At 62.2% G+C, this 22,463-nt stretch carries 16 protein-coding genes and 1 pseudogene; 8 read left to right on the forward strand and 9 right to left on the reverse strand.

Translation table 11 applies throughout. The annotated features are described in order from the left end of the window. Nucleotides 1-480: 480 nt before the first annotated feature. Nucleotides 481-963 carry a cytochrome b gene (locus tag M1E04_RS17605; RefSeq protein WP_065986553.1) on the forward strand — a complete coding sequence of 161 codons (483 nt, stop codon included), beginning with the start codon at nt 481-483 and terminating at the stop codon, nt 961-963. Between the two features lie 47 nt (nt 964-1,010). On the opposite strand, the gene M1E04_RS17610 is transcribed toward M1E04_RS17605, so the two are convergent. From M1E04_RS17610 to M1E04_RS17620, 3 genes are all read right to left on the reverse strand, one after another. After that, on the reverse strand, nt 1,011-2,126 hold the full coding sequence (locus tag M1E04_RS17610) for an HlyD family secretion protein (protein WP_456293211.1): 1,116 nt from the start codon (nt 2,124-2,126) through the stop codon (nt 1,011-1,013). Nucleotides 2,127-2,221: 95 nt separating this feature from the next. Then, complete coding sequence (locus M1E04_RS17615; RefSeq protein WP_065986478.1) at nt 2,222-3,901, reverse strand: MFS transporter; 1,680 nt, start codon at nt 3,899-3,901, stop codon at nt 2,222-2,224. 78 nt (nt 3,902-3,979) lie between these two features. Beyond that, nucleotides 3,980-5,152 carry an XdhC family protein gene (locus tag M1E04_RS17620; RefSeq protein WP_296307261.1) on the reverse strand — a complete coding sequence of 391 codons (1,173 nt, stop codon included), beginning with the start codon at nt 5,150-5,152 and terminating at the stop codon, nt 3,980-3,982. A gap of 458 nt (nt 5,153-5,610) precedes the next feature. Between M1E04_RS17620 and egtB the strand changes: the two genes are divergently transcribed. The 3 genes from egtB (at nt 5,611) to M1E04_RS17635 (ending at nt 10,149) form a co-directional block, all read left to right on the forward strand. Then, complete coding sequence (gene egtB, locus M1E04_RS17625; protein ID WP_456291799.1) at nt 5,611-7,758, forward strand: ergothioneine biosynthesis protein EgtB; 2,148 nt, start codon at nt 5,611-5,613, stop codon at nt 7,756-7,758. Between the two features lie 138 nt (nt 7,759-7,896). After that, complete coding sequence (locus M1E04_RS17630; RefSeq protein WP_369318765.1) at nt 7,897-8,994, forward strand: enoyl-CoA hydratase/isomerase family protein; 1,098 nt, start codon at nt 7,897-7,899, stop codon at nt 8,992-8,994. A gap of 3 nt (nt 8,995-8,997) precedes the next feature. After that, nucleotides 8,998-10,149 (forward strand): acyl-CoA dehydrogenase family protein, encoded by a 1,152-nt coding sequence (locus M1E04_RS17635; RefSeq protein ID WP_065986472.1) that lies wholly within the window; start codon nt 8,998-9,000, stop codon nt 10,147-10,149. A gap of 78 nt (nt 10,150-10,227) precedes the next feature. On the opposite strand, the gene M1E04_RS17640 is transcribed toward M1E04_RS17635, so the two are convergent. Together M1E04_RS17640 and M1E04_RS17645 are read right to left on the reverse strand one after the other, a co-directional pair. Further along, complete coding sequence (locus tag M1E04_RS17640; protein ID WP_456291800.1) at nt 10,228-15,519, reverse strand: dermonecrotic toxin domain-containing protein; 5,292 nt, start codon at nt 15,517-15,519, stop codon at nt 10,228-10,230. 227 nt (nt 15,520-15,746) lie between these two features. Then, nucleotides 15,747-16,310 (reverse strand): NADPH-dependent FMN reductase, encoded by a 564-nt coding sequence (locus tag M1E04_RS17645; RefSeq protein WP_456291801.1) that lies wholly within the window; start codon nt 16,308-16,310, stop codon nt 15,747-15,749. A gap of 329 nt (nt 16,311-16,639) precedes the next feature. On the opposite strand from M1E04_RS17645, the gene M1E04_RS17650 reads away from it, so the two are divergent. Continuing rightward, on the forward strand, nt 16,640-16,852 hold the full coding sequence (locus tag M1E04_RS17650; protein ID WP_083232993.1) for a hypothetical protein: 213 nt from the start codon (nt 16,640-16,642) through the stop codon (nt 16,850-16,852). Nucleotides 16,853-16,933: 81 nt separating this feature from the next. Here M1E04_RS17650 and M1E04_RS17655 read toward each other — a convergent pair whose 3' ends face one another. The 4 genes from M1E04_RS17655 to M1E04_RS17670 all read right to left on the reverse strand — a co-directional run bounded on the left by M1E04_RS17655 (nt 16,934) and on the right by M1E04_RS17670 (nt 19,778). Next, nucleotides 16,934-17,503 (reverse strand): GNAT family N-acetyltransferase, encoded by a 570-nt coding sequence (locus M1E04_RS17655; protein ID WP_065986465.1) that lies wholly within the window; start codon nt 17,501-17,503, stop codon nt 16,934-16,936. 58 nt (nt 17,504-17,561) lie between these two features. After that, entirely contained in the window at nt 17,562-18,314 is a 753-nt protein-coding gene (gene dnaQ / locus M1E04_RS17660) for a DNA polymerase III subunit epsilon (RefSeq protein WP_456293212.1), read from the reverse strand. A gap of 207 nt (nt 18,315-18,521) precedes the next feature. Continuing rightward, nucleotides 18,522-18,974 (reverse strand): ribonuclease HI, encoded by a 453-nt coding sequence (gene rnhA / locus M1E04_RS17665; RefSeq protein ID WP_192134675.1) that lies wholly within the window; start codon nt 18,972-18,974, stop codon nt 18,522-18,524. A gap of 45 nt (nt 18,975-19,019) precedes the next feature. After that, nucleotides 19,020-19,778 carry a class I SAM-dependent methyltransferase gene (locus M1E04_RS17670; protein WP_065986459.1) on the reverse strand — a complete coding sequence of 253 codons (759 nt, stop codon included), beginning with the start codon at nt 19,776-19,778 and terminating at the stop codon, nt 19,020-19,022. A 99-nt stretch (nt 19,779-19,877) separates the two neighbouring features. On the opposite strand from M1E04_RS17670, the gene gloB reads away from it, so the two are divergent. The 3 genes and pseudogenes from gloB to M1E04_RS17685 all read left to right on the forward strand — a co-directional run bounded on the left by gloB (nt 19,878) and on the right by M1E04_RS17685 (nt 22,370). Then, nucleotides 19,878-20,657, forward strand: coding sequence for a hydroxyacylglutathione hydrolase (gene gloB, locus M1E04_RS17675; protein WP_192134673.1), 780 nt, complete (start codon nt 19,878-19,880; stop codon nt 20,655-20,657). Between the two features lie 99 nt (nt 20,658-20,756). Next, a pseudogene (locus M1E04_RS17680) lies at nt 20,757-20,865 on the forward strand (lytic transglycosylase domain-containing protein); the annotation flags it as partial. Between the two features lie 68 nt (nt 20,866-20,933). Next, the gene (locus tag M1E04_RS17685) at nt 20,934-22,370 is read left to right on the forward strand and encodes a LysM peptidoglycan-binding domain-containing protein (RefSeq protein WP_456293213.1); all 1,437 of its coding nucleotides are present in this window, start codon (nt 20,934-20,936) and stop codon (nt 22,368-22,370) included. Nucleotides 22,371-22,463 lie beyond the last annotated feature (93 nt).

Genomic DNA, 22,463 nt, shown 5'->3' on the forward strand with positions numbered 1-22,463 from the left:
AACCTGTCAAATGTAATTCGCCGGGATTCTAATGCCAAATTAGAATAAGAAACACGCTTTGTTATCGCTGATATGAAGATGAATCTCTATCAGAATTTCTTCCCTTTTTCGAAGTAACTCAAACGAATGAAAATTAATGTTCAATATAAGATCCAGTGCAAAATTGTATTGATGCGTCATGATTCACAATGAAAGTTACACCCAGGGATCACTGAATTAATTAGTCATACTACTTATATTAATGAGTGGCCAAGATGTAAGCGTATGTGTCGTCAACACGTTTCTCCGAGGAACAAGCGACGGCTTTATTGCAGTGCGCCTTGCACGTTCTCCTCGACGACCGTCAGCCATTGGGTTAAGAAAGCGCAGGGGCGGTCACCGCACTGCGCCACTCAAAAAAACAGACCAAGAGACCTGACCGTGAGCAAACCTTCCGCTACCGAACGCTACAGCTACAAAGCCCGCTGGTTTCACTGGGTGATGGCGATCCTGATTGTGCTGGCGTATGCGCTGATCCTGAGCCGCACCCAGCTGGCCCGTGGCAGTGACGCGCGGACTTTCGTTGTGCAAACGCATTTCTGGGTCGGCATCGTGGTGCTGGTCATGGCGTTTTTCCGCATCGCCGAGCGTCACCGCCACACGCCGCCGGGGATTACTCCGCCCCTGGAAGGCGTATTGCGTCTGGCCGCCACGCTGTCCCATTACGCGCTGTATGCGTTCCTGTTCGCGCAACCACTGCTGGGTCTGTTCACGGTGCTGCTGGAGCGCGGCGCACTGCCAATCCCCTTGACATCCCTGAGCATTCCCGCGCCGTTCGACCTGTCCAAGGACACCGCCGAAACGCTGGAGCATTACCACGTCTTGCTGGGCACGATTTTCTACTACGTCATCGGCCTGCACGTGATTGCGGCGATCTGGCACCACTTCGTGCGCAAGGACAACACCGTCAAGCGCATGGTGTAGGCCGGACCGTTCATTCGACGGCGCCGCTTGCGTCAACCTGCTGCGGATCAGCGAGGATCGACTGAGTCCACCCGCCCATCCACCGGGTCCGGCGGTACGGCGCCGTCCTGGCTGGTGTCGATGCTGACCACCACCGACATCCCCGGGCGCAGCCGGTCCACGTCGTGCTGGTCGTCGTCGATGGTGATGCGCACCGGGATGCGCTGGGCGATTTTGACGAAGTTGCCGGTGGCGTTGTCCGCCGGCAGCAGGCTGAACTCGGAACCCGCCGCCGGCGAGATGCGCTGCACCCGACCGCGCATCTTCAGGTTTTCCAGAGCATCGACGGTGAAGCTCACCGGCTGGCCCAGGCGCACGTTGGCCATCTGGGTCTCTTTCATGTTGGCGATGATCCAGCGCGGGCGCGGCACCAGCGCCATCAACTGCGCGCCGGAATTGACGTACGCACCGAGGCGCACCCCGACTTGCCCCAGCTGACCGTCCCGAGGCGCGGTAATGCGCGTGTTGGTCAGATCAATCCGCGCCAGCTCGATGGCGGCCTCGGCGTTCTTCACCGAGGCCTCCAGCGAGCCGCGATTGACGATCACCGTCTGCAGGTCCTGACGGGAAATCTCCAGCGCTGCCTTGGCTTCGGCCAGTGCCGCTTTCGCCTGCGCATCCGCGGCGCGGGTCACGTCGAATTCGCTCTTGGACACCGAACCATCGGTCACCAGTGCCTGACCGCGGCGAAGGTCGGCAGCGGCTTTTTCACTCTGCGCCTGGGCATTCGCAACGGCCGCCTGACGCTGGGCGATGGTGGCCTCGGCGCTGCGCCGTTGCTGCAGATTATTGGCCAGTGCGGCCTTCTGGACGCCCAACTGCGCAATGCCCTGATCGAGATGCTGCTGGTAAATCCGGTCGTCGATGCGCACCAGCAGGTCGCCCTTCTTCACCCACTGGAAATCCTGCACCGGCACTTCGTAGACGTAGCCACTCAGCTGCGGGCCGATAAGCGTGGTCTGCCCGCGAATCAGCGCGTTCTCGGTGCTTTCAATCGGGCTGCTGAACGGCGGCAACTGCCAGGCGTAGAGCACCACCAGCACACCCGCCAGGGCAATGCCGCCGAACAGAATCGACGACACCAGGCGTATGCGCGCCGAACGCGGTTGCGTGGTGGCCGGCATGACCGCCGGTGCAGGTGCTGCGGAGGTTGCCTGAGACGGAGCCGAGCCGCCCGTAGAACTGTTGGAAGCGTTGCCAGAAGGTTTACCGGGTTCTGTCATGAAGGTTGAGCGCCAGAAGGTGTGAGAGGAGATGCCGCAGGGGTCGCCGGAGTAAAGGGAGCGACCGGCTCGGTGGTGATCCACAGCCAGGTGGCGCGGCTGGTGATCCAGATCATGGTCAGCACCGCGATGACAGCGATCAGCATGAACACATCGTTGTACGCCAGGGTATTGGCTTCGCGGGTGGCGGCGGTCGCCAGCGAGCGAATGCCCAGGCTGGTGCGCGCGGCCGGGTCGGCGATGGCGGAAATATACGCGCCGCTCGCGCTTTGCAGGCGCGACTGCACCTGGGCATCGATCAGCGTGACGTGCTCGACGATATGCGCCGAGTGAAATTTCTCGCGCCACACCTGAAAGGTGCCCAGCAACGCCGAGCCGATCAAGCTGCCGACGTTCTGGGTAATCCCGAACATCACCGAAAAACTGACCATGTTGCGCGGGTTGCTGATCACCCCGCTGATGCCCATCACCAGGGTCGGCCCCAGAAAGAAGGTGCCGCCGAACGCCAGCAAAAACTGGCTGAAATACATCTGCGGCTCGCGGGTGAGGCTGGTCGAGAAGCTGTCCATGCTCGAGCCGATCGCCATCAACGCCAGGGAAATAATCAGCGGCTTGAACAGGTGCTGGGGATTGATCGTCAGCGCGCTGACCGCAAGGCCCGCAACGCTGCCCAGCAGCATGAACAGGTACAGCGTGTGCAACTGCTCGGTGCCCTGATTCAGGCCCTGAAGAAAACCGACCGCGCCGGTGGATTGCTCCGACAGCACGATGCGCGTCAGCAGCACGCCGAAGGCGAAGCGGATCATCCGGCCACTGCCCAGCCAGCGGGTAATCAACAGCGGGCGGGTGCGGTTGTGCTCGATGCACAGTCCGGCGAGGATCAGCACGATGGACGACGCCAGGGCGATGCCGATCCACGGCTCTTCAAGCCACCATTCGATCCGCCCCAGGGACAACGCCGCGCACAATGCCGCAAAGCCTGATGCCAGCAAGGCGAAGGTCAGGAAGTCGAGTTTTTCGAAGGCTTTGAAGCGATCACCGGGTGGCAGTTTGAGAATCAGCACGCAGCCCAGGGACAGCAGGCACATGCCCAGTTCGAACAGGTAAAGCCCGCGCCACTCGGCAATCTGCAGCAGGTCTTCGGAGACCAGTCGCGCCAGCGGCGTTGCCAGCTGCGCCGTGCCGAGGCCCAGCACCAGCGCTTTCATCCGCCACTTCTGCGGGAAGGCCTGGATCATGTAATACAGGCCCAGCGAACTCAGCGCCGCGCCGACCATGCCATGGGCCGCTCGAACGGCAACCGCCGATTCGATGTCGTTGACGAACAGGTGAGCAAAGGTGACCAGGGCGTACAGCACCAGGAACACTTCAGTGAACGCCCGCAAACCAAACTGCTGGCGAAACTTCACCAGCAGCAGGTTCATCGACACGTTGGTCATGACATACGCGGCGGGCAGCCAGGCGATTTCGGCCTGGGTAGCGCCGAGCGAGCCCTGCAGGTACTGGAGGTTGGCGACCACCAGCGCATTGCCGAGCCCGCCGGTCAGCGCCACGATGACGCCAACGATGGCATAGGCCCAGCGTTTCGGCGTCGCGTGCAAGGGCGTCGACGGCGACCCCGGCAACGTCGGTCGCTCGTGGGGGGCCCAGTCGTGGGGTCTGTACTTGTCGTTCATTGAGCGAACCTGATGAATGCCATGCAATACCACTGAAGCGCGATGGGGCGGGCTCTATCAGCGCTGCCCCCGTCAAAGCTAGCTGATCATTCTCAGTTCGCGCGCCTGCTCCAGTGTGACATCCACTGCGTGAATGCTCGCTTGCCTGTGTTTGAGCATCCCGCCGCTGCGGCCGTTGAACACCGCATTGATCTCCGAAAGAATCGACAACGCCACGCTGTGCGGCGCGTCGCCGCCCAGATCAAGGCCAACCGGGTAATGGAGGCTGGCTTTAGCCGCGGCGTCGCGGAGCTGATCCGGCAGTTCGTCGAGCAAACGCTCGGTGCGGCTGCGCGGCCCGAGCTGGCCGATATAGCGCGGCGTCGATTCAAGGACCTGCCCCAGCCAGTGACGGTCCTGGGTCAGGCTGTGGGTCATCACCACCACGGCGGCATCGGCGACCATTGCGTGCAATTCAGGCATCGGCTGCAGCGGCGCGGACAGCACCTGGTCGGCGTCCGGGAAACGCTGGGGCCGGGCGAAGTGCGAGCGCGCATCGATCACCGTGATGTGCCAGCCCTGCAGCCGCGCCATGCTGACCAGCGGCATCGCGTCGTGCCCGGCACCGAAGACCACCAGCCGGCGGGGCGCAGCGATGTATTCGAGGAGCACTTCGACGGCGCCGTCGGCGCTGTCGTAAGTACGTGTGGCTGAACGGCGGGCGTCGAGCACCGTTTTCAGGTCCTCGGCCACGGCCGTCGCCAGCCAGCGTTCGCGCATTTCACTCTGGACCTGCCCGGATGCACGGATGGCCACCCGCTCGCCCAGTGCCGTGTGGCGTTCGCTTTGCGTACCGATCACCGTCGCCAGCGCGGCGCCAGTGCCGCTGGCCTTGACCTCACGCAGCACGTCGACCACCAGGCTCGCCGCCTGCGGATCTATCCGTTCGAAGAGGATGTGCACCGTGCCGTTGCAGCCCAGGCCGAAGCTGAGTTCGGCATCTTCGAGCTCGTCGTCGTCCTCGCCGGTGCTGTACGTGCGCATGGACGGCTTGCCGTTGGCGGTCAGCCACCAGGCCTTCTTGCTGACGTCGCTTTCCAGGCATCCGCCGCTGACAGTGCCGGTGGCTTCGCCCATCGGCGCAATAATCATCCGCGCGCCGGGGCGCCGGTAAGCCGAGCCTTCGACCTTGACCACCGTGGCGATCACCACTTCCTGCTGCCCGGCCTGCGCTTCATCAAGCGCCACCAGCAGACTGGATAGATCATTCATGCGCGTCCCCAAAAACCGGTTCATTCATCTGACGTGATTCACTTTTAACCTGACTAATGCCCTGCAACGCCCCTGCCCTCTCGGACAAACGTGCTGTTGTGCTGACTGCCAGTTGCCGCGCAGGTTCAGGTTTTGCCCACAAGACCTACGTCCTGGGCAGCGCAACTGCGCTGAATGGCCGGCAGGGTAACGCAGACTGGCCGCTCATTGGCCATCGGTCACCGACTGCGCGAATCAACCCACGCTGTGACTACACTCGGTGCGTGCCGTTAAATCCATGCAAACGCTGATGACTCAAGGCATCGACGTACGCGTGGGCAGTGGCCATCCTTCGTTTGGATATTTCGGTTGAACATTCCGGGCCACACGAGCCTCAAACCCTGAATCGCCGTACCGCCTGGCTGCGTGGAATCACTCCACCGGGTCCACCGGGCATCGGCAACGCCGGAGAGCACCTGATGACGCGCCAACTACGCCAGCTTCGTGAAACATCCGCTACCCACACCCTGTGCCAGCGCTTTCAAAGTGTGCGGGAACGTACCGAATTTCTGGTCGAGCCACTGAGCGCCGAGGACATGGTGGTGCAGTCGATGCCCGACGCCAGCCCGGCCAAGTGGCACATGGCGCACACCACGTGGTTCTTCGAAACCTTTCTGCTGGCGCCGAACCTGCCGGGTTACGAAGCCTTCGATCCGACATTCGGTTACCTGTTCAATTCCTATTACGAAGCGGTCGGCCCGCGTCATCCCCGCCCCCAACGCGGGTTGATGACCCGGCCAAGCGTCGATCAGGTGCTGGCCTACCGCAGGCACGTCGACGAAAACATGACGACGCTGTTGATGACGCCGCTCAGCGACGAGATGACCAGCCTGATTGAGCTGGGTCTTGCCCACGAGGAGCAGCATCAGGAACTGCTGCTGATGGACATTCTTCATCTGTTCAGCCTGTCGTCCCTGAAACCCGCCTACAGCCCGCGCTGGCCGAAAGACCCATCGGGGCGTCGCGGTCACTTCAAGCCGCTGAGCGCCGGCCTGACCGAGATCGGCCACGACGGCGACGGTTTTTCTTTCGACAACGAAGGCCCGCGCCACACCACGTATTTGCAGTCCTTTGAGATCAGCGACCGGCTGGTGACCAACGGCGAGTGGCTGAGTTTTATTGCCGACGGCGGCTACCACACTGCCGCCCTGTGGCTGTCCGAGGGCTGGAGCCTGGTGCAGGAAAACGGCTGGAACTCGCCCATGTACTGGCAGCACGACGAGAACGGCTGGAAGCGCATGAGCCTGCGCGGCCTTGAGTCGATCGACCCGTCTGCGCCGGTGACCCACATCAGTTATTACGAAGCCGCCGCATTCGCCCTCTGGGCCGACGCGCGCCTGCCCACCGAAGCGGAATGGGAAGCCGCCGCCCGCGCCGGCTTGCTCGAGCAGGTGGACGACGTCGCCTGGCAGTGGACGCAAAGCGCCTACAGCGCCTACCCAGGCTTCAAGCCCTCAGTGGGCGCGGTCGGTGAGTACAACGGGAAATTCATGGTCAATCAGATGGTCCTGCGCGGCGGCGCCAGCGTCACGTCGCCCGATCATTGCCGCCTGACCTACCGCAACTTCTTCCACGCCGACAAGCGCTGGATGGTCTCCGGCCTGCGTCTGGCCCGTGACAGCCGTCAGCCCGGCGTCGTGGACCCGAACAACAGCGAATTCGCCCGGGACGTGGTGGCCGGTCTTGGCGCCGCGGTGAAAACCCTGTCGCCCAAGTATTTCTACGACGCAGCGGGTTCAGATCTGTTCGAAGCCATCTGCGAAACCCCCGAGTACTACCCGACCCGCGCCGAAACCGGGCTGCTGAAAGGCATCGCCGCGCAGATTGCCGCGACCATTCCCTCCGGCGCAGCGCTGGTGGAGTTCGGCAGCGGCGCCAGCGAGAAGACGCGCCTGGTGCTCGATGCCGCGCCGCACATCGCCGTTTACGTGCCGATCGACATCAGCGCAACGGCGCTCAACAAGGCCGCGCGGTCATTGCGCCAGCGCTACCCTGCGCTGATCGTTGCCCCGCAAGTCGATGACTTTACCCGGGTGCTCACCCTGCCTGAAGAAGCCGACGGCCACACCCGCGTGGGCTTCTTCCCGGGTTCCACCATCGGCAACTTCAGCCACGAGCAGGCCGTGGATTTCCTCCACAGCGCCCATGAGGTCCTGGGGGAAAACGCGCATTTCATCGTCGGTGTCGATATGGTCAAGGATGAGCAGACACTGGTAGCGGCTTACGATGACGCCGAGGGCGTGACCGCGCAGTTCAACAAGAACCTGCTGACCCGCATCAATCGCGAGCTGAACGCCGACTTCGATATGTCCGCCTTCGATCATCTGGCGGTGTGGAACGCCGACCAGGCCTGCATGGAAATGCACCTGGTCAGCCGCAAGCAGCAGAGCGTCACCGTCGCCGGGCACACCTTCCGCTTCGCCGCCGGGGAACGACTGCACACTGAGAACTCCCACAAGTTTACCGTTGAATCGTTCACCGAATTGGCCGCCCGTGCAGGGTGGACCGTCAGCGAATGCTGGATCAGCGAGGCGCCGGAAATGGCGCTGTTCAGCCTGCAGGCGTGACTGGGGTCATGCGCCCGGCCCCGCAGGAATCTTCATTTTCATTTGCAAAATGGCGCTGGTAGCATCCATCAGCACCCTCACGGATCCCGGCTGTTCAGCCGGGAATTGAGTACAACAAAAATCAACAGGGATTCAGCGATGACGGCTCAGGTACTACCTGCCGAATACGCGGGCGAGCAATCAGCCTGCGAGAGCGTTCTGTCCGACGTACGCAATCATATCGGTCACATCACCCTCAACCGCCCCCAGGGCTTGAACGCCATCGACCTGCACATGGTGCGGCAGCTGCAGTTTCAGCTGGACGCCTGGGCGAAGGATGACAACGTTTACGCCGTGGTCCTGCGCGGATCAGGCGAAAAGGCGTTCTGCGCCGGCGGCGACATCCGCTCGCTGTACGACAGCTTCAAAACCGGTCGAAACGAGCACCTGGACTTCTTCGTCGAAGAATACGCGCTGGACCTCACCCTTCATCATTACCGCAAACCCGTGATTGCCCTGATGGACGGCTTCGTGCTGGGCGGTGGCATGGGCCTGGCCCAGGGGGCGGACCTGCGCGTGGTCACCGAACGCAGCCGTCTGGCAATGCCGGAAGTGGCGATCGGTTATTTCCCTGACGTAGGCGGCAGCTACTTTCTGCCCCGGATACCGGGCGAGCTGGGGATTTACCTCGGCGTCACCGGCGTGCAGATCCAGGCCGCCGATGCGCTGTATTGCGGGCTGGCGAACTGGTACCTCAACAGCCAGCGCCTTGAAGACCTCGATCTGCAGTTGGATAACCTGAAGTGGAGCCTGACCCCGCTCAAGGATGTACAGGGCGCGCTGGCGAAACTCGGCGTGCAGCACTTGCCTGCGCCGCCGCTGGCAAAGCTGCGGCCGGCCATTGATCATTTCTTCGCGCTGCCGGACATCCCGAGCATCATCGAACAACTGCTGGAGGTGACCGTCCACGACACCCATGCCTGGGCCGTCGACACTGCCAACCTGATGCAGACCCGTTCACCCCTGGCGATGGCGGTCACTCTGGAGCTGCTGCGCCGCGGCCGGCATATGCCGCTTGAGCGTTGCTTCGCCCTGGAGCTGCATCTGGACCGCCAGTGGTTTGAACGCGGTGACCTGATCGAAGGCGTGCGCGCCTTGATCGTCGACAAAGACAAGAAACCGCAATGGAGCCCCTCCAGCGTGCAGGCCTTGAATGCCGAGCACGTGGCAAGCTTCTTCAGCGGTCATGAGGCGTGACCTATGCAAGATCTTGAATTGACCGAAGAACAAGTGATGATCCGCGACATGGCGCGGGACTTCGCGCGCAATGAAATCGCGCCCCATGCCCAGGCCTGGGAAAAGGCCGGCTGGATCGACGACGCGCTCGTGGCAAAGATGGGCGAATTGGGCCTGCTCGGCATGATCGTCCCCGAGGAATGGGGCGGCAGCTATATCGACTACGTCGCCTATGCGCTGGCCGTCGAAGAAATCTCTGCCGCCGACGGCGCCACCGGTACGCTCATGAGCGTGCACAGCTCGGTGGGCTGCGGGCCGGTGCTCAATTACGGCAGCGGCGCCCAGAAACAACAATGGCTGGAAAAACTCGCCAGCGGCCAGGCCATCGGCTGCTTCTGCCTGACCGAACCCCAGGCCGGCTCCGAAGCCCACAACCTGCGCACCCGTGCCGAATTGAAAGACGGCGAGTGGGTGCTCAACGGCGCCAAGCAGTTCGTCAGCAACGGCAAGCGCGCACAGCTGGCGATCGTCTTCGCGGTGACCGACCCGGAGCTGGGCAAGCGCGGCCTGTCAGCGTTTCTGGTGCCCACCGACAACCCCGGCTACCGCGTCGACCGCATGGAACACAAGATGGGTATCCGTGCATCCGACACCTGCGCCGTGACCCTGAGCGATTGCCGGATTCCGGCGGAAAACCTCTTGGGTGAACGCGGCAAGGGACTGTCCATTGCCCTTTCAAACCTGGAAGGCGGACGCATCGGCATTGCCGCCCAGGCCCTGGGCATCGCCCGTGCGGCATTCGAGGCGGCACTGGGCTACGCCCGTGAGCGGGTGCAGTTCGACAAGCCGATCATCGAGCACCAGAGCGTCGCCAATCTGCTGGCCGACATGCACACCCGCATCAACGCCTCACGGCTGCTGGTCCTGCACGCCGCGCGCTTGAGAACGGCGGGCAAACCCTGTCTGTCGGAAGCGTCCCAGGCCAAGCTGTTCGCCTCGGAAATGGCCGAATGGGTCTGTTCCAAGGCGGTGCAGATTCACGGCGGCTACGGCTATCTGGAAGATTACCCGGTGGAACGATACTACCGAGACGCGCGGATCACCCAGATCTACGAAGGCTCCAGCGAAATCCAGCGCCTTTTGATCGCCCGCGAGCTGCGCCACTACTCGCTGTAAGGGACGTGCCGGCTCGCCAATACCGGCGCCTGCCCATCAAGGAGCAGACGCCGAGCCTGAACGCTCGGCGCCTGTCACTCAGCGGCCGCCCGGCGAAGGGCTCGGCACGACAAAGCTTCGGCGCCCCAGCCGCAGCACCAGCAGGGTCACCGAATCGGCGTTGGCCAGAATAACCCGGCTGCGTTTCTGGGCATCGCTCATAAACGCATCACGGGCATCGTCCAGGGTCTTGCACTTGGTGAGCTTCAGGATCGCGTCGTGTTCGAAACTCTCCTCCTCATCGAAATCGCGCCACTCCCCGTCCGTCAATTGCAGAAACAGGTCCTTCTTCACGCTCAAATGCGACAACCCAGACGATTGCATGCGTTCAATGTCTCCCCTCAGCTTGATGTTGTTGGCATTGTTTTCCAGCAGCAGGTCAGGATACGGCGCCGTGCTTTCCAGGTAGGCGATGTCGTGGGTATCGAGCACCAGATGCGAAAGTTCATGGATCAAGGTGGCCGCCCGGTAATGGGCCGGGCAATCGAACCCTTCGTTCGCCGCCTCAGGCTTCAGTGGAAACGGCGGCGCATCAAAATACCGGTCGGTCAGAAACACGCGCTTTTTCGGGTCTCGCTTGATGACGAAGCCCATGGTGCCCTCCCGCCCCGGGCGGTTAGTGCCCACCACAAAGCGTGGCGAAGAATAGGGTGACAGCGACGCATCCATCACTTCATCAAACAGCGCCTTGACCGCGCGTTCGGTGTCGACCAGCAGCTCTTGACCGGACTCACTGACCCCGAAAAAGTCGCCAATGATCTGCGTAACCCTCGGGTCCAGCGGCGTGCCGGGGGCATGCACGTTGAGGTTGTCCAGCGCATTTTCGAGGTACCTTTTGGCCTGCAGATGGGCTTCACCGATACGCTGGGCGCGCTCCCGATAGAAGGTGCGTATGTCGGCCATGCCGCTGGCCTCGATAAGCAGCACGTCGTCAGCACTGACATCGGCAGCGTGGCTCCGCAGTTTGGTCATGGCCCCGCCGCCGCCCTTCAGACCGGACTCGATATCCAGCTGCCAGCGCTGCCTGTCGTCCAGCTTCAGGCTCGGGCCGGGCGATCGGTCGGGGCCGATAATCATCCAGCGGCCACTCTCGGCCTGACGGCGCACTTCATAGACCCGCCCGGAAACAGCCGCATACGCCCTGCCGTTTTCCGTGTTCATGAACAGACTCAGCAGGTCGTCCCGGCGCAAGTCCTTGAGCGAGACGTTCCGGGCCTCCAGCGCATGCAGACGGGTCAGCTGCTCGCCTGTGAGCGTGGCGCCTCCCCAGAAGAACACCGGCGCAGGCACCTCCTCGCCCTCCACCAGATCGGCGCTGATCAACTCGTCTTTTTCAGCCTGGTCCCGGGCCGTCATCATGACGCCCAGGGCGGCAGAAAATTCAGAGAGGGCTTCCCCCCAGTGACGCCCGGAGGCCGACGCGGCTGACGCACGAAACAATGTATGGCTCTGCCACAGCGCGATCATCGTGCCAAGCTTGCCGGGCATCACACTCAGTACCTGCTCAAGGCCAAGGGACGCCAGAAACTGGCGTGACGCGTGATCGGCCTCCTGATTCGTGACCGTGTCGGACTCACCGATGTCCACCAGCAGGCTCATGGTGTCGGTGAACATGAACTGCAGCGAGTTGCCGTTTTCCTCAGCCAGTGACACCGTGACCGGACCCGGTGTATGTGTCGGCACATCCCCGAACCCCTGCGCAAAGAACGGCAGGTGAGGCTCAATGAAGCCGCCGTGTTCATACCGCTTGCGAACTTCCGGGTCCACTCGCTGCAGCAACAACGCTTGCAGGCTCGCATCACTGCGGATATCGGCCTCCAGCGCCGACAGGCTGGCGTACTCGCGGAAGACAAAATCGCGGTGGAACACGGCGTGCAGGATAACCGGACCGCTGGCGCCCGCCTCGGCGCAGATCAGATAAATGCCCTTGAGGATGTCGGGCGTCATGCCTGCGTCGGCGACCAGCCGCAACGCACTGATAATGACGCGCACCCCGTTGACCGGTTCACGGGCGATCCCGTCAGGCATCTCAACCACACGCGAGATGAACGCGTAGGCTTCGGCGCTCAGCTGTCCTTCAAGCTTCTGCTGCATCGCCACCGCCTGCATCATCGGTGGCAGCTGGTCGATAAACAGCTTGTTGCGCCTCACCCATTTGGCATCCGCGGGGTTCAACGTCTGACGCAGCAGCGTCCTGAATCCTGTGCCGACGTCCAGCTTTCGCACCGTGCTGCGCAGGTAATCGGGCGTGATCAGGCGGGCTGCCTCTGGGTCGCCGGCGTCATTGATGCTCAATACACCGTCCGGGACGTCGGAAAAGCGATTGATCGCGTAATCGGTCAGCGTCTCACTGTGCACGAGGGTGGCGGCCGGAATCCCTGACGGGATCTGGCCAACGCCGGTGGGCGCCGCAACGTAGCGGCGCTGGGTGACGGTGATCTCGTCGGGGTGCAGGACATGCTCGGGAAAATCCTTGCGCATCTGTTCGAGCAGCCGGTCGCGTGCGTAATCCGAGAGCGTCGGGATGTCGAAGAGAAAGTCCTCCTCGCCGTCGCTGGCCAGAAAGAAACGACGCCATATCGCGTTATACGCTCGAAGGTCGTTGGGCGATGCCGCCTTCAGCCAGTCCGGCAGCAGCTCTTGAAACAGCGTGTTGTCGATCCGCACCGACAGCGCATCGAGCATCTCGATCAATTGCGTGTCCAGCTCGGTGGCCCGGGCAAGGCGCGTGAACAGCCCGGCTTCAAAGCGACAACGCCGGGCGCGGGCGCACATCTGCTGGAGGTTCTGTGACTGTCGGTCAAACACGCTTTGCTGCAACGCCTCGATCGCGTGGCCGGCGCGATGACTGAAATGAATGCGAATCGGACCCGCAGGGTGCGCTTGCAGGTGGTTGCGCAGCAGCACACGGTCGCGTTCGCCCAAAAGCGCCAGCCAACGCTCGCTATGAGCGCCACGCAAGCGACTGCCTATTTTGTCGCTCAATGCCTGCTTGGAGACGAAATACTCCCAGCCCAGCTGGCTGCTCCAGAACATCACGCCCGCATCGAGGGCCAGGGGTTGCCAGAGGGCCATTGAGTCGCTGAGGGTGGCCCCCGGCTGTGGGCCGTAGACCAGCGACACCGCAAACACTTCAGTGGTCGGCGCCCCCGGCTCGGTCCTCTGCGCGCGGACCGGCGCGTTCAGCACTTGCATGACCATGCTCGCCGACGCGCTCGTCACCTGCTCCATTCGCTGGCGCAGTGCCAGATCGAGCCGCAACGTGTCTTCCCTAAGGACCAGCGCCATGGCAACCGGTTGCAGCTGCCTGTCGCCCAGACGCGCAAGGCCCGTGCGCAAGCGCCTGAAGTGGTCGAGATAACGTTCGATGAAATCCGCCGCCACGCGCTTGAGCATGAAGCGGATGAGCTCGATATCCAGGTGTGCCCCCGCGGCCTGGGCGGTGAGCAGCACCTGCGCCGACGATTCGAGCGGATCGCAACGGTGTCCGCTGACGCGTTCCAGCAACAGCGCCACCAGATCCATCGACGTGGCACTCAAGGTCTCACTGATGGCGACGGAGTCTGGTTCGACATCGGAGGAGCCCAGCGGCAGCGACTCCAGCCAGCGCACCCGCACCTCGCTCGCGCGCAATCCCCGGGCCGACGCCACGCACAGATAACGTTGCAGCGCCTGCTCGGCGTAGCCGGCAAGGACGTTGTCCAGCTCACGAAGATGCGCCGCATTGGCATCGAACACTTGGGTTCGCTCCAGCCAGGAAGGCGGCGTCGGCTGCAGCTCGATCGGCTGGGAAGGGTCGGACGCTGACAGTTGACTGCCAATGCTGTCTGGCTCCGTGACGGCCACCACCAAGTCATCGTTGGCGCTGCTACACCAGACGGCGGCGAAGTCCATCGGCTGCTCGCGGCGCCAGCGTCCGGCGCTGAAGTGCAGTTGACGAGGGTCGATCAGTTGGCGCACGTCCAGCGCGTCGTCGTACATCGCCGAGACCCTTTCCGACTCGGTCGACAACCCCGTGACGAACTGCAGATTGCGCGCCTGCAGCGCAAGGATGGAATCAATCCGTTCGCCGAGCAGGGGCCCGCTGATGCGTTGCATCGAAAGGGACAAGGCGTCTTCGCGCAGCAAAAGGGCCTGATCGGCCAGCGCCAGTGTCGGGCGGAGCATCTCGCGTCCTTCCGGGGTTGAGCAAAAGGCACTCAGCGCCGTCAGATTGGCAAATCGGCGCAGGCCGTGCTCCGGCGTAAACCACAGCAACGGCAACGCTGCCGGGCTGACATCGAAGACCAGGGTGCCGGCCAGCGGCTTTGCAGGGGCGCCCGGCACATGCAGCGCGAGACGACTGCAGTGGAACTCGGCGTCTGATGCGGTAAAGCGCGGCCCGGCCACGAGCAACGGCCGCAACAACGCTTGCTCCCGCCGAGTGAGATTCGCCTCGTGGCCATAACGGTAGAGCTCATGGCACAAGCTCGTGGCGTAGATTTGCATGGCCATGTCACGGCACGAACCCGCTGCGTGTCGCTGCCCCCAATAATCGCTCAGCAACTGGGCGAATCGAGCAGGCACCGCAGGAATCGTCTCGCGTATCGCCTGAGCGAATAACACCGCATCGCTGTCGCTCGCCACTCGCCCCTGCGCATCCAGGTACTGCATCGTCACGCCGGGGTCCAGCTCGGCACGGCACATGGCTTCATACGCCGTTTGAACCAGCGTCTGGGTCCTGAACACGAGTTCTTCTTCGGCACTGGAAGCTGGCTGCACCAGGCGCATGAGGTGCGTCGCCGGATCCATCCGCTGATCCGGCAACAGCCGGCGCAGCTGCAGGGCCAGGGACGAATTGACCGCGCCGATCACGTCCGGGATCAGCTTCAACTGGTCGGTGAACTGCCTGACTGAATGGGCCTGGTACTCAACGATGGCCTCCATTTGCGCCTGGAAAGCATCGCCGTCGATTTTTTCGTATTCGAACGAGGCCAATGGATCATCGTTGGCAAATCGCCTGAGCAGCGTTGCCAAAAGCTGTGCGCGATCCTCGAACGCTTCAACACCGGACGCCAGGGTAAACAGAAACACACGCGGATCGGCGGTCTGGCCATGGCTGAACATCAACGCCGCGCTGAGCTCCAGCGAGTTGGGCAGGCCGTCATTGAGCAGCAGCCGATCCACTCGGACCGGATCGGCATCATCGGTTGCCGGCGCGCCTGCTGCGCGTTTCAGCCAAGTCTGTTCGGATGACACGAGAAGATCGGCAGTGACGGCGCGATCGAGTTCTTCGAGGAAGCGCCGTCGCAATGACGCGCTGTTGAAGTACGTGGTGGTAACGGTGGACATGACAGCTCCTTGAGCACAAGCGCCCACGGCCGGCATTGGCCGGGCATGGGCAGGAAAGGCTGGGAGCGTAGGGAAGAAATCCACCGCGATTGCGGTACATAACGCTGTACACGGGCAAGGAAATTCAGGATTGACTGACGAAGGCGCGACGACCTTGCGCGGTGGGTGCGAGGGGCCGGCACGCGGCGTCGCGCGCAGGCCCTTTCACCGAAAGACGGTACAGATGATCAGGCTTTCAAGGTGCGCGCAACGTGGCCGGCGAATGCATCGATGATGTTCTGCAGGAACGGGCGGGTTTTCTCGCTCAGCTTGCCGTGTTCGTCAAAGAAGGTCCCGGCGTTGCCCAGGTAGGCTTCCGGTTGCTGCATGCACAGCACGTCGAGGAACACGAAGCACTGGCGCAAATGCTGGTTGGCGCCAAAACCACCGATCGCCCCGGGCGACGCACTGACCACGGCCGCCGGTTTGGCGCTGCCCCATGCGCTTTTGCCGTAGGGCCGCGAGCCAACGTCGATGGCGTTTTTCAGCGCGCCCGGCACTGAACGGTTGTATTCGGGGGTGACGAACAGAAACCCGTATGCGCCCTGCAGGGCCTGACGGAAGGCGGTGTAAGCGGCAGGCGGCGAATCCGCGTCGATGTCTTCGTTGTACAACGGCAGGTCGCCGATTTCGACGATACTCAGCTTCAGGCTGGACGGCGCCAGCTCAGCCAGTGCGTGGGCCACTTTGCGGTTGATGGAGTCTTTCCTCAAGCTGCCGACGATGACTGCAATCGAATGAACCTGGCTCATGAAACGGACCTTCTGCTGTGGGAGGAGACAACAGTTATAGATGAAACATGAGTGCAATTCTGTGTTGTTTTTCCGTTGCTAATCATCGAAGCGTTCGATGCTGGCCCGTGGGTTATCGGCCCCTGCTTTGGGCGGGCCGTGCTACCGTCGGTCGCGACTATTTTTCCGATCGCCGAAAACTCCCCCCGGAAACGGCGGTCTGACTGCCTTAGGCGAATAAGGTCCCCGGAGAAATTTGGGAATTACCTTACAAGCGGACACGGTTTATTCACTCGCGGTGTTAGGATGCGAGCGAAAACGAGCAGTTATTTCCAGAGGTTACAAAGCAAATGGCTTCAGTTCTAGTTGGGCAATTTCATGCGAGGGATGCGGAGGGACGCGTTTACTCGGTGCATGAATTCCGTGAATCACAGCCTGACGAGGCTGATGGAAAGGAGCCCGTTTCCACTTATCGCCTGGCCATTGGCGACCGCGTCAAACACCTGGGCGGAGAGGAATTCGAGTTGATCCAGGGCAAGGTCAAGCTCATACGAGAGCATTGAAACACCGCTGCAAGCCCGCCTCTTTCCACTCAGGCCGCTCACATCCTGCGGCCACGAGCCAGGTCAGAGGGGCTTGCCGCTTCAATCGACGCCCGGCGCGTCGAACAACAGATACCAGAAAATCGCCGCCTCCTGCGTCAACGGTTCTATCGCCCGATAGCGCAGATGATCGACCCCGCCGACCACAAACCCGTAGCGCTCATATAACCGGCACGCCTCCAGATTGTTGTTCTGGGTTTCCAGGGTGATGCCCGGCAGCCCGCGCTTGCGGCTCCAGAACTGCGCCACGTCCAGCAGCTTTTGTGCCACGCCATTGCGTCGCGCCCCGGTATCGACCGCCAGTTCGTCGATGTGAGCGAAACCGTTCCAGTGCTCGCTGACCACCACATGCCCGACCGGCTGCTCATCGAGCCAGGCCACCAGCACCGTGCCGTCGGCGGCGTCCCGATAATTGCAGAACTCTTCGGAATCGATGCCGTAGTTTTTCAGGTAAGGCTCGACGGCATCGACGTGCCACTGCGCCACGGGCTCGCCGATCTGCACCCGGGCATAGCCGGTGACGGTGAAGGTGAACTCGCTGTTGAGGATGTAATCCTCGAAGCATTCGTCAGCGACACGAATGCTGAAAGTCGGGCTGGACGTGTTCACCATGTGCCTCCTGCACGATTACCGGGATCGACATCACCTTCTATGAAGGCCGCTGCCGCCTTCAGGCTTCCGCCCGGGCCTGAACCTGCGCTTCGAGCAACTGGGTCCACAGGGCCGGGGCACCGGCGGATTTGGCAATCACGGCCAGCCGCGCTTCGTGCTCCGCCAGTTCGGCCTCGCTGGCGACGATGATGCGTCCCGGCGTGCGGTTGGCGATGCGGCGGATCTCCGATGGGCGATCGGCACCGCCCTCTCCGTCGTTGTTGCCGGCCAGCGACAGGGTCGTCTGGCCACCGGTCATCGCCAGATAGACTTCCGCGAGAATCTCGGAGTCGAGCAATGCGCCGTGAAGCTCACGGCCGGAGTTGTCGACGTCGTAGCGTTTGCACAGCGCATCAAGGCTGTTGCGCTGGCCCGGATGACGCTCGCGGGCCATGGCCAGGGTGTCGAGGATCGTGCAGTAACTGCTGAGATTGGCGCGATCGTGCTGGCCGATCAGGGCGAATTCGTTGTTGAGAAAGCCGACGTCGAACGCCGCGTTGTGGATGATCAGCTGCGCGCCTTTGACGAACTCGAAGAACTCGTCGGCGACTTCAGCGAAACGCGGTTTACCGATCAGGAACTGGTCGGTGATGCCGTGAACGCCAATGGCGCCCTCGTCACTCTCCCGGTCCGGTTGCAGGTAAACGTGGAAATGCCGCCCGGTCAGACGCCGGCCAATCAGCTCGACGCAGCCGATTTCGATGACCCGGTGGCCGTCGGTGACGGGCATACCGGTGGTCTCGGTATCGAGGACAACCCTTCGTTCAGTGATGATGTTTTGTACAGTCATTGCCTACCGCCTCAGCTTCAGGCGCGGATATTAGCATGGCGGTTTTGGGATGTGCGCGCGCAGCTATCGCCTTCTGGCGACGGGCGCACGCTGTTTCTGTAGGAGCCGGCTTGCTGGCGAACGCATGGATTCGCCAGCAAGCCGGCTCCTACACTCGTCATCATCAGCGTCACCAAGACTGTGTCTTGATCAAGCGTGCTTGATACCGCGCACTTCATCCACGCCGCGGTTCGCCAACTGGTCAGCGCGCTCGTTACCCGGATGGCCAATGTGGCCGCGCACCCACTTCCAGCTCACATTGTGCCGGCCGACCTGCTCGTCCAGCTGCTTCCACAGATCGGCGTTTTTAACCGGTTCCTTCGCCGCTGTCTTCCAGCCGCGCTTCTTCCAGTTGACCATCCACTCGGTGATGCCTTTCATCACGTACTGCGAGTCGGTCACCAGGATCACTTCGCACGGCCGCTTCAGTTCTTCGAGACCGCGAATGGCGCCCAGCAGCTCCATGCGGTTGTTGGTGGTGTTGGCTTCACCGCCCCAGAGTTCTTTTTCGACGCCTTTGCACACCAGCAACGCGCCCCAGCCGCCGGGGCCCGGGTTGCCCTTGCAGGCGCCATCGGTGAAGAGTTCTACGGTATCGCTCATTACGATGTTTCCAGAAATTGAGAAAGCGTGGCGTCAGCCGGTGAATCAAGGCTCGGGCGTGCGCCGATTGACCTTGGCCATAGGCAGAGGCAGCAGTTTGCCCATGGGCTCGCGGCGCGGCATGCGCACGGGCCGCAGCCCTACACTCATCTTGCGCGCGATCAATAGATAGAAGCCGCCGCCGGGACTTTGCCAGCCATCGCCGAGACGTTCGAGTCCGGCCAGACGAGCCTGCCACTTGGGCGAAGCGAGCGGCGGACGATAGCACCCGAAGCGGCGTTTCTCCAGCGCGAAGCCCAGCAGGTTAAGCCAGTCGCCGACCCGCGATGGCGAGATGCAGCGCGCCCTGCGCAAGGCATCATTGGCGAAGAAATGGCGGATGCCCCAGGTGCTCCAGGGGTTGATCCCGACGATCACCAGATGCCCGCCGGGACGCACGCTGCTGGCGGCTTCGCGCAACAGGCCGTGGGGCGACAGACAGAAATCCAGACCGTGCTGCATGACCACCACATCCGCGGCGTGCTCGCTCAAAGGCCAGGCCTGCTCTTCGCAGACAATCTCGACGCCCGGCAACGGCGCGCCCAGTCGCACGTTGCGCTGCACTTGCTTCGCCGCCGGCGGCGTTTGCGCCGACGGGCCGTAATGCACCAGATAACCGCCAAAAAAACGCTCAAGCTCTTGCTCCAGCACACGGCTTTCTTCTTCCAGCAACAACTGCCCCAGGGGCCCGGACAGCCAGTCGCGGGCGGCGCTGATCAGCTCAAGCCACTCGGGATCGGCCTGGGCGAACGCTTCATCGGTCATTTCCGGTCTCCATGAGAGGGTCATTGCGATAGAGACTCGCCTCGAGTCTGTTCAGACCCTAAGATGCTTCTCTATGTTTCCAGCCAAGCGAACCGCGCCATGATACAGGTCGATGCCCTGCCCGCTTTCAGCGATAACTACATCTGGTTGTTACAAGACAATGCCGTCAAACGCTGCGCCGTGGTTGACCCGGGTGATGCCGCCCCCGTCATCGCCTGGCTTGAGCGCAATCCGGACTGGCGCCTGACCGACATTCTCATTACCCATCACCACGCCGACCACACCGGCGGCGTCGCGCAACTGAAAACACTCACCGACGCCAAGGTCTACGGCCCGGCCAATGAGAAGATTCCGGCGCGGGACGTGGCCCTGTCCGACAACGATCAGCTCACCGTACTCGGCCTGACATTCAGCGTCCATGCGGTCCCCGGCCACACCCTGGGCCACATCGCCTTTTACCATGCCGACGCACAACAGCCGCTGCTGTTCTGCGGCGACACACTGTTCGCCGCCGGTTGCGGCCGCTTGTTCGAAGGCACCCCGCAGCAGATGCATCATTCCCTGAGCCGACTCGCCGAGCTGCCCGACAGCACCCTCGTGTACTGCGCCCACGAGTACACCTTGAGCAATTTGCGCTTCGCCGTGGCGGTTGAACCGGACAACGCCGACGTGCTGAAGCGTTTTGAAGAAGTGACGCGATGGCGTGCGCAAAATCGTATCAGTGTGCCGTCGACGCTGGCACTGGAGCGCAAGACCAATCCGTTTCTGCGAGCCGCCGTCATCTCCGTGAAACAAAAAGCAGACGAACGGAGCGGAACCCATAACGCGACGGCCACAGAGGTCTTTGCCGTGCTGCGGGCATGGAAAGATAAGTTCTAAACAGGCTGCGAATCAGCACGGAAATTCTGAAAGGTTGACCGTTCACCAGTCACTTTCTAGAATCGCCCGACATTTTCGCCTGGAACTATCCCCCAGCCAATGTCGTCATCTATACGCAAAACCTTCAATTCCGACACATTGACTCGGTTGGCCCAGGCAATCGCAGTGGTCGCGAGCGCGACACTGGCAGGCTGCCAGAGCACCGGCGGCCTCGAATCCGGGAACGGTTCCAGTGCCGCCCATCCCGTCGCCAGCACTAAGCCAAAACCTGTTTATATCGCGCGCAAACCTGTCCCCCTCGCACCGCCCCATGATGTGTGGGAGCGCATGCGTCAAGGTTTCCAGTTGCAAGACGGCAACGACCAGAATCCGCGGATCGATCAGCAGCGTCTCTGGTACGCGAACAACCCTTCGTTTCTCGAAACCGCCGGTAACCGCGGCAGTCTTTACATGCACTACATCGTCGAGCGTCTGGAAGAACGCAACATGCCCCTTGAGCTGGCGTTGCTGCCGGTGATCGAGAGCGCGTACAACCCGATGGCCTTGTCGCGCAGCGATGCGGCGGGGATCTGGCAGTTCATTCCGTCCACCGGTCGCTACTTCAACCTGCGTCAGACCAATTTCTACGACGGCCGCCGCGACATCACTGCGTCCACCACGGCAGCGCTGGACTACCTGACCAAGCTGCACGACATGTTCAACGGCGACTGGCTGCTGGCACTGGCGGCTTACAACGCTGGCGAAGGCACGGTCAGCCGCGCCATCGAACGCAACGACAAGCTCAACCTGCCCACCGACTACTGGAACCTGCCGCTGCCCCAGGAAACCCGCGACTACGTGCCGAAGCTGCTGGCACTGTCCCAGGTGGTCATGTCGCCAGATGCATACGGCGTCAACCTCAGCCCGATCGACAATAAGCCGTACTTCCAGGTCGTCGAGCTGAATCAGCGCATGGACCTGTCGAAAGTCGCCGCCATGGCGAACATCGACGAAGACGAGCTGGTGCAGCTCAACCCCGCCTTCAAGAAGCGTCTGACCATCGACGGCCCCCAACACCTGCTGGTGCCGACGTCGAAATCCCAGTTGCTGACCACCAACCTGTCCAACATGAAGCCTGAAGAGCTGGTCGACTGGCAGCAATACCGCGTGCGTCCGGGCGACAGCCTGGCCAGCATCGCCAGCCGCTACAAGGTGTCGACCAGCACCCTCAAGGACATCAACAAGCTGTCCGGCAATCAGGTGAAACGCGGCCAGGCGCTGACGATTCCGGTGCAGCCCGGCATGCAGTACGCGATGCCGGTGTTCGAAGAAGTCGCCGAGGTGGACGAAAAGCCGGCGCGCACCCGCAGCTACAGGGTGAAGAAGGGCGACAACCTGGTGCAGATCGCGCGCATCAACAAGGTCGACGTCAAGGATTTACAGCACTGGAACAAGCTGTCGGGCCAGAACCTCAAGGTCGGCCAGACGCTGGTCATGCAGGACAACAGCAAACCGGCGAAAGCCAGCTCACGCGCCGTGGCCAAGGCTGACAGCAGCGCCAGGGGCGAAGACGCCGGCAAGAAGTCGATGCAGTACAAGATCCAGAAAGGCGATTCGATGTACCTCGTCGCCAAGCGCTTCAACGTCGAAATGCAGCACCTCAAGCGCTGGAATCCGCGCAGCGGTCAGGCCCTCAAGCCAGGGCAGACACTGACGGTTTATTTGTCCCATTGATCTAGGGCCAGTCCCGCCATCGTGGGAGTCACCTCGCTCCCACAGGCTCGCGCCTGAGTCAGCGTCCTCCAGCCGCCCGCCCTGCCCTTTTTC

The sequence above is a fragment of the Pseudomonas sp. AK106 genome (assembly GCF_053903055.1).